This is a genomic window from Stenotrophomonas sp. YJH_SMC_133, from assembly GCF_059370655.1.
In genome coordinates, this window is record NZ_JCAFTW010000001.1 from 282323 (window position 1) to 300061 (window position 17739).

14 protein-coding genes and 2 tRNA genes are annotated in these 17739 nt (G+C 64.7%); 15 read left to right on the top strand and 1 reads right to left on the bottom strand.

All coding sequences use genetic code 11. The annotated features are described in order from the left end of the window. Window positions 1-3 precede the first annotated feature (3 nt). The 15 genes from nuoI to pnp all read left to right on the top strand — a co-directional run bounded on the left by nuoI (window position 4) and on the right by pnp (window position 16436). Entirely contained in the window at window positions 4-492 is a 489-nt protein-coding gene (gene nuoI, locus AC5P78_RS01225) for an NADH-quinone oxidoreductase subunit NuoI (protein ID WP_005410456.1), read from the top strand. A gap of 9 nt (window positions 493-501) precedes the next feature. Next, on the top strand, window positions 502-1158 hold the full coding sequence (locus AC5P78_RS01230) for an NADH-quinone oxidoreductase subunit J (protein WP_093999837.1): 657 nt from the start codon (window positions 502-504) through the stop codon (window positions 1156-1158). Continuing rightward, complete coding sequence (nuoK, locus tag AC5P78_RS01235; protein WP_005410454.1) at window positions 1155-1460, top strand: NADH-quinone oxidoreductase subunit NuoK; 306 nt, start codon at window positions 1155-1157, stop codon at window positions 1458-1460. The genes AC5P78_RS01230 and nuoK overlap by 4 nt, the downstream gene beginning before the upstream one ends. Window positions 1461-1467: 7 nt before the next feature. Continuing rightward, entirely contained in the window at window positions 1468-3627 is a 2160-nt protein-coding gene (gene nuoL / locus AC5P78_RS01240) for an NADH-quinone oxidoreductase subunit L (RefSeq protein ID WP_138969936.1), read from the top strand. 23 nt (window positions 3628-3650) lie between these two features. Then, complete coding sequence (locus AC5P78_RS01245; RefSeq protein WP_005410452.1) at window positions 3651-5159, top strand: NADH-quinone oxidoreductase subunit M; 1509 nt, start codon at window positions 3651-3653, stop codon at window positions 5157-5159. Between the two features lie 15 nt (window positions 5160-5174). Next, window positions 5175-6635, top strand: coding sequence for an NADH-quinone oxidoreductase subunit NuoN (gene nuoN, locus AC5P78_RS01250; protein WP_005410451.1), 1461 nt, complete (start codon window positions 5175-5177; stop codon window positions 6633-6635). Window positions 6636-6764: 129 nt separating this feature from the next. Next, a tRNA-Met gene (locus AC5P78_RS01255) sits at window positions 6765-6841 on the top strand. A gap of 82 nt (window positions 6842-6923) precedes the next feature. Next, window positions 6924-7000 (top strand) — tRNA-Met (locus tag AC5P78_RS01260). 366 nt (window positions 7001-7366) lie between these two features. Then, a complete protein-coding gene (rimP, locus tag AC5P78_RS01265) occupies window positions 7367-7957 on the top strand; it encodes a ribosome maturation factor RimP (protein WP_005410450.1) in 591 nt (196 codons plus the stop codon). A gap of 4 nt (window positions 7958-7961) precedes the next feature. Continuing rightward, window positions 7962-9473 carry a transcription termination factor NusA gene (gene nusA / locus AC5P78_RS01270; RefSeq protein ID WP_005410449.1) on the top strand — a complete coding sequence of 504 codons (1512 nt, stop codon included), beginning with the start codon at window positions 7962-7964 and terminating at the stop codon, window positions 9471-9473. 92 nt (window positions 9474-9565) lie between these two features. Further along, window positions 9566-12211, top strand: coding sequence for a translation initiation factor IF-2 (gene infB / locus AC5P78_RS01275; RefSeq protein ID WP_005410448.1), 2646 nt, complete (start codon window positions 9566-9568; stop codon window positions 12209-12211). Window positions 12212-12343: 132 nt separating this feature from the next. Next, window positions 12344-12727: a 30S ribosome-binding factor RbfA gene (gene rbfA, locus AC5P78_RS01280; protein WP_005410447.1), complete on the top strand. Its 384-nt coding sequence runs from the start codon at window positions 12344-12346 to the stop codon at window positions 12725-12727. A gap of 107 nt (window positions 12728-12834) precedes the next feature. Further along, window positions 12835-13743, top strand: a complete 909-nt coding sequence (gene truB, locus AC5P78_RS01285; RefSeq protein ID WP_005410446.1) for a tRNA pseudouridine(55) synthase TruB — start codon at window positions 12835-12837, stop codon at window positions 13741-13743. A 172-nt stretch (window positions 13744-13915) separates the two neighbouring features. Beyond that, the gene (rpsO, locus tag AC5P78_RS01290) at window positions 13916-14176 is read left to right on the top strand and encodes a 30S ribosomal protein S15 (RefSeq protein ID WP_005410445.1); all 261 of its coding nucleotides are present in this window, start codon (window positions 13916-13918) and stop codon (window positions 14174-14176) included. A 151-nt stretch (window positions 14177-14327) separates the two neighbouring features. Next, window positions 14328-16436, top strand: coding sequence for a polyribonucleotide nucleotidyltransferase (pnp, locus tag AC5P78_RS01295; RefSeq protein ID WP_005410444.1), 2109 nt, complete (start codon window positions 14328-14330; stop codon window positions 16434-16436). 127 nt (window positions 16437-16563) lie between these two features. On the opposite strand, the gene AC5P78_RS01300 is transcribed toward pnp, so the two are convergent. Then, on the bottom strand, window positions 16564-17550 hold the full coding sequence (locus AC5P78_RS01300; protein ID WP_223846433.1) for a tetratricopeptide repeat protein: 987 nt from the start codon (window positions 17548-17550) through the stop codon (window positions 16564-16566). Window positions 17551-17739 lie beyond the last annotated feature (189 nt).

The window sequence follows — 17739 nt, forward strand, 5'->3', positions numbered from 1 at the left end:
GTGATGAACAGGATTACCCATTACTTCAAGAGCCTGCTGCTGCTCGAACTGCTGGCGGGCCTCTGGCTGACGCTGAAGTACAGCTTCAAGCCGAAGTACACGATGATGTACCCGATGGAGAAGTTCCCGCAGTCGCCGCGCTTCCGTGGCCTGCACGCGCTGCGCCGTTACCCCAACGGCGAAGAGCGCTGCATTGCCTGCAAGCTGTGCGAAGCGGTGTGCCCGGCCCTGGCCATCACCATCGACTCGGCCAAGCGCGAGGACGGCACCCGCCGCACCACCCGCTACGACATCGACCTGTTCAAGTGCATCTTCTGCGGCTTCTGCGAAGAAAGCTGCCCGGTGGACTCGATCGTCGAAACCCACATCCTCGAGTACCACTTCGAGAACCGTGGCGAAAACATCGTTACCAAGCCGCAGCTGCTGGCCCTTGGCGATCGTCTCGAAAACGAGATCGCCGAGCGTCGTGCCGCCGATGCCGCTTACCGCTGAGGTCGAGAGATGGATTGGGTAAATATCGCTTTCTGGGTGTTCGCCATCGCGGCAACGGTTTCGGCCGGTGCGGTGATCAGCGTGCGCAACCCGGTGCATGCAGTGCTGTGCCTGGTGCTGACCTTCTTCTCCATTGCCTGCGTGTGGCTGCTGGTGGGCGCCGAGTTCCTCGGCGTGGCGCTGGTGCTGGTCTACGTCGGCGCGGTGATGGTGCTGTTCCTGTTCGTGGTGATGATGCTGGACATCGATCCCACCAAGATGCGTGAGGGCTGGGTGCGCTACCTGCCGGTCGGCCTGATCGTGGCAGTGGCGATGCTGGTGCAGATGCTGATCCTGATCGGCGTGAAGGGCAGGGCGGTCACTCCGTTCCCGGCCGACAACGCCGCTGCGGTCGCTGCCGACAGCTCCAACGTCACCTGGCTGGCGCGCACGCTGTTCACCGAATACCTGCTGCCGTTCGAGTTCGCCGCCGTCATCCTGACCGTGGCCGTGGTCGCCGCCGTGATGCTGACCCTGCGTCGCCGTACCGGCGTGAAGAGCCAGAACCCGGGTGAGCAGACCATGGTCAAGGCCGGCCAGCGCCTGCGCATGGTCAAGATGGGCGCCGAAGCACCGGTCGTGCACAGCAACAGCAAGCCGGCCGCCGGCGAGGAGACCCAGCCGTGATTACCCTTGGCCACATGCTTGCGCTTGGCGCGGTGCTGTTCGCCATCAGCCTGGCCGGCATCTTCCTCAACCGGAAGAACGTCATCGTCCTGCTGATGTCGATCGAGCTGATGCTGCTGTCGGTGAACATCAATTTCGTCGGCTTCTCGCGTCAGCTGGGCGATCCGTCCGGCCAGCTGTTCGTGTTCTTCATCCTGACCGTCGCCGCCGCGGAAGCCGCCATCGGCCTGGCGATCCTGGTGACCCTGTTCCGTACCCGCCGCACGATCAATGTCGGCGAAGTCGATTCGTTGAAGGGCTGATCCACAGATGGAAATCACTCTCTCCAAGAGTCTGTTGATCGCAGTGGTGCTTGCACCGCTGTTCGGCAGCATCATCGCCGGCCTGTTCGGTCGCCAGGTCAAGCGCTTCGGCGCGCAGACCATCACCATCCTCGGCGTCGCGGTAGCCTGCGGCCTGTCGATGTACACGTTCTACCAGCTGATGTGGGGCGGCGCGCAGCCGTTCAACCAGAACATCTACACGTTCTTCGAAGTCGGCCAGTATTCGGCGCACGTCGGCTTCATGGTCGACAAGCTGACCGCGATGATGATGGTGGTGGTGACCTTCGTGTCGCTGCTGGTCCACATCTACACGATCGGCTACATGCAGGACGACCCGGGCTACCAGCGGTTCTTCAGCTACATCTCGCTGTTCACCTTCTCGATGCTCACCCTGGTGATGAGCAACAACTTCCTGCAGCTGTTCTTCGGCTGGGAAGCGGTGGGCCTGGTGTCGTACCTGCTGATCGGCTTCTGGTTCAAGCGCCCGACCGCGATCTTCGCCAACATGAAGGCGTTCCTGGTCAACCGCGTCGGTGACTTCGGCTTCCTGCTGGGCATCGCCGGCGTGCTGTGGGTGTTCGGCACCCTGGACTATTCGCAGGTGTTCTCGCAGGCCGGCATGCTGGCTGACCCGCGCGCCCAGCTGCAGATCTGGGACGGCACGCTCCTGGGCATGCAGCTGCTGAACGAGCCGGTGATCTGGTCGATCGCCACCGTCATCTGCATCTGCCTGTTCATCGGCGCCATGGGCAAGTCGGCCCAGGTCCCGCTGCACGTGTGGCTGCCGGACTCGATGGAAGGCCCGACCCCGATCTCGGCACTGATCCACGCCGCGACGATGGTGACCGCCGGTATCTTCATGGTCACCCGCATGTCGCCGCTGTTCGAGCTGTCGCAGACGGCGCTGAACTTCGTGCTGTTCATCGGTGCCACCACCGCGTTCTTCACCGGCCTGATCGGCATCGTGCAGAACGACATCAAGCGCGTCGTCGCGTACTCCACGCTGTCGCAGCTGGGCTACATGACCGTCGCCCTGGGCGTGTCGGCCTACTCGGCCGCCGTGTTCCACCTGATGACCCACGCCTTCTTCAAGGCCCTGCTGTTCCTGGGCGCCGGCTCGGTCATCATCGCGATGCACCACGAGCAGGACATGCGCAAGATGGGCGGCCTGCGCAAGTACATGCCGATCACCTTCATCACCATGTGGATCGGTACGCTGGCCCTGGTTGGTACGCCGTTCTTCTCCGGCTTCTACTCGAAGGACACGATCATCGAGGCGGCCGAGATCCACGCCCACATGCAGAACAGCTGGGTGGCCACCTATGGCTACTGGGCGGTGCTGGGTGGCGTGCTGGTGACCAGCTTCTACAGCTTCCGCCTGCTGTTCATGACCTTCCACGGCAAGGAGCGTTTCCGCGACGCGCACGACGATCATGGCCACGGCCATGACGATCACCACGCCGCCGATGCCCACCATGGCGATGCCCATGACGACCACGGCCATGGCCACGGTCCGCATGAACCGCATGAAACCCCGTGGGTGGTGACCCTGCCGCTGATCCTGCTGGCCATCCCGTCGATCGCCATCGGTTTCTTCAGCATCGGTCCGATGCTGCACGGCACCGACTGGGCCGGCAACCATGCGCACGAGGCGATCAAGGGCCAGGCGCAGACGTTCTTCACCGGCATCGTCGACTTCTACGATCCGGCCAAGAACACCGTCGCGTTCCTGGGTGAAGAGTTCCATGGCCCGGTCGCGTTCGCGCTGCACGGCATGATGCTGCCGCCGTTCTGGCTGACCCTGGCGGGCTTCCTGCTGGCTGCGCTGTTCTACCTGTGGAAGCCGGACCTCTCGGGCAAGGCACGCAAGACCCTCGCCCCGATCGTTTCGGTGCTGGAAAACAAGTACGGCTTCGACAAGCTGTGGATCGATGGCTTTGCCGGTGGCAGCGTCAAGCTGGGCAAGGTCTCGCGCTGGATCGACAGCAACATCGTCGACGGTGTGGTCAATCTCTCGGCACGTGTTGTGGACGTTGCAGCCGGCGTGCTGCGTCGTACCCAATCCGGTTTCCTCTATCACTACGCCTTCGCGATGATCATCGGCCTGATTGCCCTGCTGGGCGTGCTGATGCATTACCTGCGTTGATGACCTGTACGGAATAAGAAGACGTGTCGAACTGGCCTCTACTCAGTGTCCTCATCTGGCTGCCGATCATCGGTGGCGCCCTGATCCTTGCGATCCGTGATGCACAGACTGCCCGCTGGGCGTCGCTGGGCGTCGCGGTGCTCACCTTCGTTGCAAGCCTCTCGCTGCTGAGCGGCTACAACGCGGGCATCGACGGCCTGCAGTTCGTCGAGACCCATGCCTGGATCCCGGCGTACAAGATCGGCTACAACCTGGGCGTGGACGGCATTGCCGTGGCGCTGATCCTGCTGACCACCCTGGTCAGCGTGCTTGCCCTGATCGGCGCCTGGAGCGCCATCGACAAGCGCGTCAACCAGTACGTGGCGGCCTTCCTGATCCTGGAAGGCGTCACCGTCGGCATCTTCGCCGCGACGGACGCGATGCTGTTCTACGTGTTCTTCGAAGCCATGCTGATCCCGATGTTCCTGATCATCGGTGTCTGGGGTGGCCCGCGCCGCATCTACGCAGCACTGAAGTTCTTCCTGTACACCTTCCTCGGCTCGGTGCTGATGCTGGTGGCGCTGATCTACCTGTACATGAAGGGCGGCAGCTTCCAGCTGGCCGACCTGTACGCGCTGCCGCTGTCGGCCAAGGAACAGACCTGGATCTTCTTCGCCTTCCTGATCGCCTTCGCGGTCAAGGTGCCGATGTTCCCGGTCCACACCTGGCTGCCGGACGCCCACGTGGAAGCGCCGACCGCCGGTTCGGTGATCCTGGCCGCCATCGCCCTGAAGATCGGTGGCTACGGCTTCCTGCGCTTCAACCTGCCGATCGTCCCGGACGCGTCGCAGGAATGGGCCTGGCTGGTGATCGCGCTGTCGCTGATCGCGGTGATCTACGTCGGCCTGGTCGCCCTGGTGCAGGACGACATGAAGAAGCTGATCGCCTATTCGTCGATCGCGCACATGGGCTTCGTCACCCTGGGTACCTTCATCGCCCTGTGGCTGGTGCGTGAAGCAGGCAACGCCGATGCTGCCCGCCTGGGCCTGCAGGGCGCCATGGTGCAGATGATCTCGCACGGCTTCGTGTCCGGTGCGATGTTCTCCTGTGTCGGCGTGCTGTACGACCGCATGCACAGCCGCCGCATCGCCGATTACGGCGGCGTGGTCAACGTGATGCCGTGGTTCGCCACCTTCGCCATGCTGTTCTTCATGGCCAATGCGGGCCTGCCGGGCACCAGCGGTTTCGTCGGCGAGTTCATGGTCATCCTGTCGGCCTTCCAGCGTAATCCGTGGATCGCACTGGGCGCGGCCACCACCCTGATCATCGGCGCCGCCTACACCCTGTGGCTGTACAAGCGCATCTTCTTCGGCGAAGTGGCCAACAGCCACGTGGCCGAACTGAAGGACATCAACGGCCGCGAATGGCTGGTGCTGGGCGTGTTCGCCATCGGCGTGCTGGCCCTGGGCATCTACCCCAAGCCGCTGACCGACCTGATGGAGCCCTCGATCGCGAAGCTGGCGATGCAGATCGCATCCAGCAAGCTGCTGTAATTCCAGGATTTGATGATGACCACCTCGCCGCTGCTGCCATTGACCGCCGCTGACCTGCCACCGCTCGCTCCCGAGCTGGTGCTGATCGGCAGCGCCTTCGCCCTGATGATCCTCGACCTGTTCGTCAGCAACCGGAACAAGATCGTCACCCACCTGTTCTCGCTCGCTGCGCTGGCCGTGGTGCTGTTCATGCTGGCCACCGGCGTGGGCGGGCAGGGCGAGGTCTTCCATGGCATGTTCGTGCGCGATACCGCCGCGGACGTGATGAAGACCGGGATCGTGCTGCTCAGCGGCCTGACCCTGGTCTACGGCTGGCGCTACCTGCGTGACCGCAACCTGTTCCAGGGCGAGATCCCGGTGCTGATCCTGTTCGGCACCGCCGGCATGATGATCCTGGTCTCGGCCGGCAGCCTGCTGATGGTCTACCTGGGCCTGGAACTGCTGGCGCTGTGCTCCTACGCACTGGTTGCCAGCAACCGTGAGAACGGTCTGGCCTCGGAAGCGGCGATGAAGTACATCGTGCTGGGTTCGCTGGCCTCGGGCCTGCTGCTGTACGGCATGTCGCTGATCTACGGCGCCACCGGCAGCCTGCACCTGGACGTCATCCGTGACGCCATCCCGCACTCGGAAGAGCGCGTGCTGCTGATCACCGGTGCGGTGTTCATGATCGCCGGCGTCGCCTTCAAGCTGGGCGCCGCACCGTTCCACATGTGGCTGCCGGACGTGTACCAGGGTGCCCCGGCACCGATCGCACTGTTCATCAGCTCGGCGCCGAAGCTGGCCGCCTTCGGCATGGCCTACCGCCTGCTGGAAATGGGCGTGGGTCCGCTGTCGACCGAACTGCAGCTGCTGATCGCCGGCCTGGCCGCGGTCTCGCTGGTCATCGGCAACCTGATGGCCATCGCGCAGAGCAACCTCAAGCGCATGCTGGCGTTCTCCACCGTCTCGCACATCGGCTTCCTGCTGATGGGCATCGCCGGTGGTGGCGCGCAGGGCTATGCCGCCGCGCTGTTCTACGCACTGGCCTACGCCATCATGTCCACCGCCGCCTTCGGCGCGATCATCGCGCTGTCGCGTGCCGGTTTCGAAGCCGAGAACATCGAGGACTTCAAGGGCCTCAATGCCCGCAACCCGTGGATGGCCGGCCTGGTGCTGTGCATCATGGCGTCGCTGGCCGGCATTCCGCCGTTCCTGGGCTTCTGGACCAAGCTGGCGGTGCTGGGCGCGGCCGTCAACGGGGGCCTGCTGTGGCTGGCCATCCTCGGCGTGCTGTGTGCCGTGGTCGGCTGCTTCTACTACCTGCGCGTCATCAAGGTCATGTACTTCGATGAGCCGGTGGGCGAGGCCATGCCGCGCAGCAACGACCGCGTGCTGGGCCTGGTGCTGGGCGTGAACGCGCTGGCGCTGCTGGCGCTGGGCCTGGCCTGGAACCCGATCATGGTCTGGTGCCAGCAGGCATTTGCGCATCTTGCATAAAAGTTGACACAAAGCTGCGCGATTCGTGTAATATGCGCAGCCTGAGTTGTCACTGCAGCGGTTCAGCCAGAACATCGTTGCGGTAGCCCTCCTCGAAAGCGAGCAGGGCAGCAGTTCAAACACTTCCGGTGCGGGGTGGAGCAGTCTGGCAGCTCGTCGGGCTCATAACCCGAAGGTCGCAGGTTCAAATCCTGCCCCCGCTACCAACTTCAGATCGGCGCCAACCGGTTTGATGAATGAGGGAAAGCTTGCATTTTTTGGAGCCAAAGCTCATAATTCCGCTTCTGATGCGGGGTGGAGCAGTCTGGCAGCTCGTCGGGCTCATAACCCGAAGGTCGCAGGTTCAAATCCTGCCCCCGCTACCAAGTAAAGAGATCGCCTTCGAAGTCCTGCTTCGAAGGCGTTTTTCTTTGGGTGGCTGCGTCGTTTCTGCGTGATCGGGGTCAGATCCCTTTTCCGCGGGAAAGGGATCTGACCCCAGGTCCGCACCTTGCACCAGCGCGGTGCAGCCGCTATCATCAGCGGCCTAGCAGTACCCCTGAAGGCGGCCTCCCGGCGGGAGTCCGGACCCGGAAGGAGGGCCGCAACCGGCAGGCACTGCAGGTTGCAACCGGAATCCAGTCACCGGAGTCTTTCCGGAAAAGGGGCCCAGCGGGCCCTTTGTCGTTTCCGGGGCGTCATGTTTTCACGCCGGCCAAGGCCGGCACCCAACCAAGAGATCAAGGCAGGCTGTGAGCGACAAGGCAACCGACATCGCGAATCTGCTCGCCCCGACCGTTGTGTCGCTGGGCCTGGAGCTGCTGGGCGTTGAGTATCTGCCGGCCCCCGGCGGTGCGACCCTGCGCCTTTACATCGACGTGCCGCTGGCTGAACAGCCCGAGCGCATCATCAATGTCGACGACTGTGAGCGGGTCAGCCGCGAAGTGTCGGCGCAGCTGGACGTCGAAGACCCCATCAGCGGCAATTACACGCTGGAAGTGTCCTCGCCGGGCGTGGATCGCCCGCTGTTCAACCTGGAGCAGTTCGCTCGCCACCAGGGCGAATCGGCCAAGGTCACGCTGAAGCTGCCGCAGGACAACCGTCGTCGCCTGCAGGGCCGTATCGAGGCAACCGACGAGGCCGCAGGCACCATCACCTTCATCGTCGACAAGACCGAAGTGGTGGTGTCGGCCGACAACATCGACAAGGCACGGATCATGCCCGACTGGGTGGCGCTGGGGCTGGCCCCGAGCAAGCCGACCGGTCCGGCGCCGAAGCGTCCGAAGCCGAACACGAATTCTTCTTCCAACGAGCCGGCGGCAAAGAAGCCGCGCGCGGAGTGAGCCAATGAGCAAGGAACTGTTGCTGGTAGTCGACGCGGTCGCCAACGAGAAGGGCGTGCCGCGTGAAGTGATCTTCGATGCCATCGAGGCCGCCCTGGCCTCGGCAGCGAAGAAGCGCTATCCCGACGAGGAAGTGCTGACCCGCGTGGTCATCGACCACAAGGATGGCAGCTACGAAACCTTCCGCCGCTGGGAAGTGGTGGCCGACGACGTGGTCATGGAATCGCCGGACCGCCAGATCCGCCTGATGGACGCCGTCGACGAAGCCGAAGGCGTGGACGTCGGCGACTACATCGAAGAGCAGATCGAGAACCCGGACTTCGGCCGCATCGCCGCCCAGGCCGCCAAGCAGGTCATCGTCCAGCGCGTGCGCGAAGCCGAGCGCCAGCAGGTCGTGGATGCGTGGAAGGATCGCGTCGGCGAACTGATCACCGGTGTGGTCAAGCGCGCCGAGCGCGGCAACATCTATGTCGACCTCGGTGGCAATGCCGAAGGCTTCATTCCGAAGGACAAGGGCATTCCGCGCGACGTGCTGCGCGCTGGTGACCGCGTGCGCGGCTACCTGGCCGAAGTCCGTTCGGAACCCCGTGGCCCGCAGCTGTTCATCAGCCGCGCCGCCCCGGAATTCATGATCGAGCTGTTCAAGCTGGAAGTGCCGGAAGTCGGCCAGGGCCTGGTGGAAATCAAGGCCTGCGCCCGTGATCCGGGCGACCGCGCCAAGATCGCCGTGCTCGCCCACGACCAGCGCACCGATCCGATCGGTGCCTGCATCGGCATGCGCGGTTCGCGCGTGCAGGCCGTGTCCAACGAGCTCAATGGCGAGCGCGTGGACATCGTGCTGTGGAACGACAACCCGGCCAACTTCGTCATCAACGCGATGGCGCCGGCCGAAGTGCAGTCGATCATCGTCGATGAAGACAAGCACTCGATGGACCTGGCCGTTGCCGAAGACCGCCTGGCCCAGGCGATCGGCAAGGGCGGCCAGAACGTGCGCCTGGCCAGCCGCCTGACCGGCTGGCAGCTCAACGTGATGACCCAGGACCAGGTCACCGCCAAGTCGGAGGCCGAGCAGGCTTCGGCCCGCCAGCTGTTCATGGACAAGCTGGAAGTGGACGAGGAAATCGCCGGCATCCTGGTCAGCGAAGGCTTCGGCACCGTCGAGGAAATCGCATATGTCCCGGTCGGCGAACTGCTGGCCGTGGAAGGTTTCGACGAAGACATCGTCGAAGAGCTGCGCGCTCGTGCCCGCGATGCGCTGCTCAATGAGGCCCTGGCAGTCGAAGAAGGCCTTGAAGACGGCCAGCCGGCGCAGGACCTGCTGTCCCTGAAGGGCATGGACGAAGCCACCGCATATGCGCTGGCCGGCCACGGCGTGCGTACCAGCGAGGACCTGTCCGACCTGGCCGCCGACGAGGTCATGGACTTTGGCATCGAAGGACTGGATCAGGCGCGCGCCGCTGCGCTGATCCTGGCCGCCCGTGCCGAAGAGATCGCCCGACTGGAACGCGGCGAATGAGCCGGCAATGAACAGGGCCCTGAGCCGCTCAGGGCGTAGAATCCGCGCCACCTCCAGATGCGGGGGGGCGCCCACAAGATCATAGGATCCGAATGTCGCAGCAAACCACCATCCGCAAGCTTGCCGAACTGGTCAACACGCCGGTCGAAAAACTGCTGGAACAGCTGGCCGGTGCCGGCATGAAGTTCAGCGGTCCCGACCAGGTCGTGACCAGCTCCGAGAAGGTGAAGCTCCTGGGCTTCCTTCGTCGTTCGCACGGCAAGCCCGAGCAGGCCCCGGAAGAGAGCGATCAGTCTGCAAAGAAGATCACGCTCAACCGCCGGAAGCAGCAGGAAGTGACGGTCAATTCCGGTCGCAGCAAGACGACCGTGAATGTCGAGGTGCGCCAGAAGCGCACCTACGTCAAGGATGGTGCGCGCGCCATGACGCCGGACGAAGAGCGCGCCGACATCCTGCGCAAGCTGGAAGAGTCGCGCGCCCGCAACCTCGCCGAACAGCAGGCCCTGGCCGAGAAGGATCGTCTGCGCGACGAAGCCATCGTCCGTGCCCGTGAGGAAGAGATTGCGGCCAAGGAACGCGCAGAGGCCGAGAAGAAGGCTGCCGAGGAAGCTGCGGCCGCCGCCAAGGCTGCCGAGGCACTGGCTGCCACCAAGCCCAAGCGCGCTCCGATCGATGAAACCGCGCCGCGTCCGCCGCGCACGCCGGCCGCCGCTCCGGCTGCGCCGCGCAGTGCGCCGCCGCCGCCGCGCAACGACGACCGCAACAACCGCAGCGCGCCGCGCAACGAGCGTGGCCCGGGCGACCGTTTCGCCGGCCAGATGCACCTGTCGGCTGCCGACCGTGCGCGTCGTGGCAACAGCAACAACAGCAACACCCGTGGTCGGCCGGGCGGCCGTAACCAGGCCGGTGGCCGTCGCGACATGTCGCGCGGTGGCAACAATGCCGGCCCGCACGCCTTCGAGCGTCCGACCGCACCGGTGGTGCGTGAAGTGGCGATCGGCGACACGATCACCGTGGCCGACCTGGCGCAGAAGCTCGCGCTGAAGGGCGGCGAGGTGGTCAAGGCGCTGTTCAAGATGGGCGTGATGGCCACCATCACCCAGTCCATCGACCACGACACCGCCGCGCTGGTGACCGAAGAACTCGGCCACAAGGCGATCCGTGCCAACGACAACGACGCCGAAGACGCACTGCTGGCCTCGACCGGTGAAAACCAGGGCGAAGCCACCCAGCGTCCGCCGGTGGTCACCATCATGGGCCACGTCGACCACGGCAAGACCTCGCTGCTGGATTACATCCGCCGCACCAAGGTCGCCACCGGCGAAGCCGGCGGCATCACCCAGCACATCGGTGCTTACCACGTTGATACGCCGAAGGGCGTGATCAGCTTCCTGGATACCCCGGGCCATGCTGCCTTCACCTCGATGCGTGCCCGCGGCGCCAAGCTGACCGATATCGTGGTGCTGGTCGTGGCCGCCGATGACGGCGTCATGCCGCAGACCAAGGAAGCGATCCAGCACGCCCGTTCGGCGGGTGTGCCGCTGATCGTGGCGATCAACAAGATCGACAAGTCCGACGCCGACCCGATGCGGGTCAAGAACGAACTGCTGTCCGAGCAGGTCGTGGCCGAAGATTTCGGTGGTGACACCCAGATGGTGGAGATCTCGGCCAAGACCGGCCTGGGCATCGACGACCTGCTGGACGCCATCTCGATCCAGGCCGAACTGCTGGAACTGAAGGCCGTCGACGAAGGCCGCGCCTCGGGCGTGGTGATCGAATCGTCGCTGGACAAGGGCCGCGGCCCGGTCGCTACCGTGCTGGTGCAGCAGGGCCGCCTGAAGAAGGGCGACTACCTGGTGTGCGGCATCCAGTACGGCCGCGTGCGTGCGCTGTTCGACGAAACCGGCAAGCAGCCGGAATTCGCCGGCCCGTCCATCCCGGTGCAGGTCCTGGGCCTGTCCGGCGTGCCGGAAGCCGGTGACGACTTCGTGGTGGTCGAGGACGAGCGCCTGGCCAAGGACGTTGCCCAGCAGCGTGAGACCAAGCGCCGTGAATCGCGCCTGGTCGCCACCGCCGGCAGCCGCATGGAAGACATCATGGCGACCCTGGGCAAGGGCGAGGGCCAGCAGGTCCTCAACCTGGTCATCAAGGCCGACGTGCAGGGTTCGGTGCAGGCCCTCAGCCAGGCGCTGGTGGCGCTGTCCAACGAAGACATCCGCATCAACGTGATCCACTCCGGCGTGGGCGGCATCACCGAATCGGACGCCAACTCGGCGGCCGCTTCGAAGGCCACCGTCATCGGCTTCAACGTGCGTGCGGATGCTTCGGCCCGTCGCATCATCGAATCCAACGGCGTGGACCTGCGCTACTTCTCGATCATCTATGACGTGATCGATCAGGTGAAGCAGGTGGCCTCCGGTCTGCTGGGCGTGGAGATCCGCGAAGAGATCATCGGTATCGCCGAGGTCCGCGACGTGTTCCGCAGCTCCAAGCTGGGCGCCGTTGCCGGCTCGATGGTCATCGAGGGCGTGGTCAGGCGCAACAAGCCGATCCGCGTGCTGCGCGACAGCGTGGTGATCTTCGAGGGCGAGCTGGAATCGCTGCGTCGCTTCAAGGAGAACGTCGAGGAAGTCCGCAACGGTACCGAGTGCGGTATCGCGGTGAAGGCCTACAACGACGTCAAGCCGGGTGACCAGATCGAGTGCTTCGAGCGTATCGAAGTGCCGCGCACCCTGTAATGCTGCAAGGTGGCCCGACCAACGGTCGGGCCCCACCATGGACCTGTAGCGCCCGACGGTTGGTCGGGCGACAATCGAATCAAAGGTAGCGCCCGACCGTTGGTCGGGCGACAACTGAACGAAGAGCTCCTCGTGCCCAAGACTTTCCATCGAACCGACCGTGTCTCCGCCCAGCTGCGCCGTGAACTCGGCACCCTGGTGCACAACGCCGTGCGCGAGCACGGGTTGCCCTCGGTGAGCGTGTCCGACGTGGAAATCACCCGCGACATGGCCCATGCCAAGGTGTTCGTCACCGCGCTGATGCCGGAACGTTCGGCCGAAGCCGTGGCCGGCCTGAAGGAGCTGGGCTACCGCCTGCGCATGGACCTGGCACGCGCGATGAAGCTGCGCCACGTGCCGGAGCTGCATTTCCACTACGACGACTCGGTCGACCGTGGTGAGCACATCGACAACATCCTGCGCGACCTGCCCGATACGCTGGCCGCGGAGAAGCGTCGCGAGAGCGACGAAGAATAACCGCGTGGCGCCGGGTATGCCCGGCGTTGTTGCATTCCGGCTGCGCGATGTCTGATGCAGACCGCGCTGCGGCAGTCGAGCATGGCTCGACCCTACAAAATTCTGCCATGACCCGAATTCAGTTCCGCCGCCTGGATGGCATCCTGCTGCTCGACAAGTCGACCGGCATGAGTTCCAACGCCGCCCTGCAGGTAGCCCGCCGCCTGTTCCGCGCCGAGAAAGGGGGGCACACCGGCAGCCTTGACCCGCTGGCCACCGGCCTGCTGCCGCTGTGCTTCGGCGAGGCAACCAAGATCGCCGGCCTGCTGCTCGGCTCGGCCAAGGCCTACGACGCCGAGATCGTGCTGGGCCAGACCACCGATACCGACGATGCCGAAGGCCAGGTGCTGCTGCAGCGCCCGGTGCCGGCCATCAGTGCCGAAGCGCTGCAGGCCGCACTGGCGGCGCTGACCGGCAACATCCGCCAGCGTGCCCCGATCTATTCGGCGCTGAAGCAGGGCGGTGAGCCGCTGTATGTGAAGGCCCGCCGCGGCGATGTCATCGAAGCGCCCGAACGCGAGGTGCAGGTACACGCCATCGAGGTGCTGGAGCAGCAGCCGGAACGGTTGCGGCTGCGCGTGACCTGCGGCTCCGGCACCTACATCCGCAGCCTGGCCCGCGACCTGGGCGAGGCGCTGGGCTGTGGTGCCCACATCAGCGCACTGCGTCGGCTCTGGGTCGAGCCGTTCCGTGAGCCGGTGATGGTCACCCTGGACCAGTTGCGGGCGATGGTCGAGGCGGGTGACGAGGCGGGCATGGACGCGCTGCTGCTGCCGCTGGCGGCCGGCCTGGCCGAGTACCCGCGGGTCGACCTGGATGCCGACCAGGCCCACCGCTTCTGCGTCGGCCAGCGCCAGCGCGATCTGTCCTGGCCGCGTGGCCTGGTGGCGGTGTTTGGTCCGGACGACGCTGTCCAGGGCCTGGGCCAGGTCGACGAAAGCGGCCTGCTGGCCCCGCAGCGTCGTTTCAACCTCTGACCGGGCCCGGGCGGTTCAGCCCCGGTCCTTGTCCCGGAAGCCCCCGACCGTTACAATTTCGCGGCCGTTTTCCGGCAGCCTGCCTGGCGCAGGTTTCATCCTCGTAGTCCACGGCGAGCCTGGCGGTGCGCGAAGCGCGTTCCTGCCGGCCACGCATCACAGAGAAAAAGAAATGTCGATCGACACCCAGAAGGTCATTGAAGACAACAAGCGCAGCTCGGCTGACACCGGCTCCCCGGAAGTCCAGGTTGCGCTGCTGACCGCCCGCATCGAACTGCTGACCGGCCACTTCAAGACCCACAAGAAGGACCACCACAGCCGCCGCGGCCTGCTGCAGATGGTCAACCGCCGTCGCAGCCTGCTCGACTACCTGAAGAAGAAGGACGTCGAGCGCTACAAGGCCCTGATCGAGAAGCTTGGCCTGCGTCGCTAAGCAACGAATCCCCCGCGGCGCAGCGATGCGCCGCGGTTTTGTTTTGTAGTACCGCAATCCCCGATTCAGGCCGGAACGATCCGGCCACCCGCTGGCGGCAAGGGTCGCCGACGGTCCAAATTCGCAGACAGCATCCCCAAGGACACCCTCCGTGGCAAAAATCACCAAAACCTTCCAGTACGGCAAGCACACCGTCACGCTTGAGACCGGCGAAGTTGCCCGTCAGGCCAGCGGCGCCGTCATCGTCAAGATGGACGACACCGTACTGCTGGTCACCGCCGTCGCCGCCAAGAGCGCGCGCGAAGGCCAGGACTTCTTCCCGCTGACCGTCGATTATCAGGAAAAGTTCTACGCCGGCGGCCGTATCCCGGGTGGTTTCTTCAAGCGTGAAGGCCGTGCGACCGAGAAGGAAACCCTGATCTCGCGTCTGATCGACCGTCCGATCCGTCCGCTGTTCCCGGAAGACTACAAGAACGAAGTGCAGATCATCGCCACGGTCATGTCGTTGAACCCGGACGTGGACGGCGACATCCCGGCCCTGATCGGTGCCTCGGCTGCCCTGGCCCTGGCCGGCACCCCGTTCATGGGTCCGATCGGCGCTGCCAAGGTCGGTTACAAGAACGGCGAGTACATCCTGAACCCGACCGTCAGCGAACTGGCTGACTCGCAGCTGGAACTGGTCGTCGCCGGTACCTCCAACGCCGTGCTGATGGTTGAATCCGAAGCCGCGCTGCTGTCCGAAGAAGTGATGCTGGGCGCTGTGACCTTCGGTCACCGCGAAATGCAGAAGGTCATCAACGCGATCAACGAGCTGACCGTCGAAGCCGGCACCAAGCCGTCGACCTGGGAAGCCCCGGCCAAGAACGACGCGCTGATCTCCGCCCTGAAGGAAGCCATCGGCCCGCGCCTGGGCGAAGCCTTCCAGGTGCGTGACAAGCTGCAGCGCCGTGACGCCATCTCGGCAATCAAGAAGGACGTGTTCGAAACCCTGGCTGGCCGCGTGGCCGCCGAAGGCTGGAACCCGGCCGAGCTGTCGAAGGAATTCGGCGAGCTGGAATACCGCACCATGCGTGACTCGGTGCTGGACACCAAGGTCCGTATCGACGGCCGTGCGCTGGACACCGTCCGCCCGATCGCCGTGAAGACCGGCGTGCTGCCGCGTACCCACGGTTCCTCGCTGTTCACCCGTGGCGAAACCCAGGCCATCGTGACCATCACCCTGGGCACCGCCCGTGACGGTCAGGTCATCGACGCCGTTGCCGGTGAGTACAAGGAAAACTTCCTGTTCCACTACAACTTCCCCCCGTTCTCGGTGGGTGAGTGCGGCCGCATGATGGGCCCGAAGCGCCGCGAAATCGGCCACGGTCGCCTGGCCAAGCGCGGCGTGCTGGCTGTCATGCCGTCGCTGGAAGCCTTCCCGTACACCATCCGCGTCGTCTCGGAAATCACCGAGTCGAACGGTTCCTCGTCGATGGCCTCGGTCTGCGGCTCGTCGCTGGCCCTGATGGACGCCGGCGTGCCGGTGAAGGCTCCGGTGGCCGGTATCGCCATGGGCCTGGTCAAGGAAGGCGAGCGCTTCGTCGTCCTGTCCGACATCCTGGGTGACGAAGATCACCTGGGCGACATGGACTTCAAGGTCGCCGGTACCGCTGAGGGCATTTCCGCCCTGCAGATGGACATCAAGATCGAAGGCATCACCGAAGAGATCATGAAGCAGGCCCTGCAGCAGGCGAAGGCTGGCCGTCTGCACATCCTGGGCGAAATGGCCCACGGCCTGACCGCTCCGCGTGAAGAGCTGTCGGACTACGCGCCGCGCCTGCTGACCATCAAGATCCACCCGGACAAGATCCGCGAAGTGATCGGCAAGGGTGGTTCGACCATCCAGGCCATCACCAAGGAAACCGGCACCCAGATCGACATCCAGGACGACGGCACCATCGTCATCGCTTCGGTCAACGCCATCGCTGCGCAGGCCGCCAAGGCCCGCATCGAGCAGATCACCTCGGACGTCGAACCGGGCCGCATCTATGAAGGCAAGGTCGCCAAGATCATGGACTTCGGTGCGTTCGTCACCATCCTGCCGGGCAAGGACGGTCTGGTCCACGTGTCGCAGATCTCCAGCGATCGCGTCGAGAAGGTCGGCGACGTGCTGAAGGAAGGCGATGTGGTCAAGGTCAAGGTGCTGGAAGTCGACAAGCAGGGCCGTATCCGCCTGTCGATGAAGGCCGTGGAAGAAGGCGACGCCGCCAGCGCCGAATAATCGGTATTGCTGATTGTGCGGTGGGTGAGGACCGTTGGTCCTCACGCTTTCGCAAATGAAAAAGCGGGCTTCGGCCCGCTTTTTCTTTGCCTGGAATCCTGTGGATGAGGACCGTTGGTCCTTGCACTTACGCGCCTTCTTCGTCCTCCCCCAGCCACCAGACCTGGCCTGGCTCCGGGGCGCTCATCGGGTGCTCGCGCTGTTCGATGGCCTCCAGCACCCGGCTGGGGGCTGCAGCGCCCCACACCGCCATGAGCTTTTCCACCGCAGCCCGGCCCTGTGCGGCCACGCCGAGGTCACGTTCGCGTCTCCATTGGTCTTCATCTGGCGCCTCATCACCATGCTGGTGCGGCGTGCCGTAGCTGCAGCGGCGGCACAGCCGGCGCACGGTGGCCGTCCAGTCCTCGACCATGCCGATGCCTGGCAGCGTGATGGCCTCCAGGGCAGCGATGTCATCGGCCGAATCACACTGCACGAACACGGTGAAGGTCGTCATGTCCGATGCCTGCAGGCGCTGTATCGCGTTGAACACCGGCACCTGGCGCTCGCCGTAGGTGCGATGGCCGGTTGATGCGCCGTCGTGCAGCACGATGTCGCCGAAGCGGAAGCCGCTTTCGGGCAGCGGTACGTTGTCGATGCGTGCACGCACCGGATCAATGCGGCTCATATACACCACTTCGGCATCGGACCACGGTGCCAAGCGCACACAGGCCACGCCGAAGTTGCCCTCGATCGGACCTTCGCCCTCGGGCAGGGTGATGCCACAGCGGGCCCATTGGCGGCGCGCTTCGGCCCAGTCACCGGCGCCGGTGGCGGCGATACCGGCATTCCACGCGGTGGCTTCATCGAACTCGCCGCGCAGCTGTTCTGATTGCCGGTTGTCCTGCAGCGAGGCAGCCCAGTCGCGCAGGTATTTGTGCGCCAATCCGCGCATGTAATGCAGATACGGCACTTCGGGAGCGAGTGCGATCAGCTCGCCGAACAGAGCCACTGCCTGCTGCAGGTCGCCCTCGCGGAAAACGGCGTAGGCGCGTGCCTCCAGTGCCTGGTGTTCGTCGAGGATTTCGTCGTCCAGCAGGTCGCCGTCGTCAATGTCGTTGTGGTCGGTGCTCATGTCCATGCACGGTTGGAGGTCCGCGGCTACCTTAGCCGATGCATGGGAGACCGGCGTCGGTGTGTGTCCTGCTGCAGTGCATGACGGCAATCGCATGTCTGCCCCGATGTCGTCAAGGGATGCGGCGTGCCTGTCCACTGGACGACATGCCGCGACAACCGTCCCACAGCCCCATCCGTTTGCTAACGT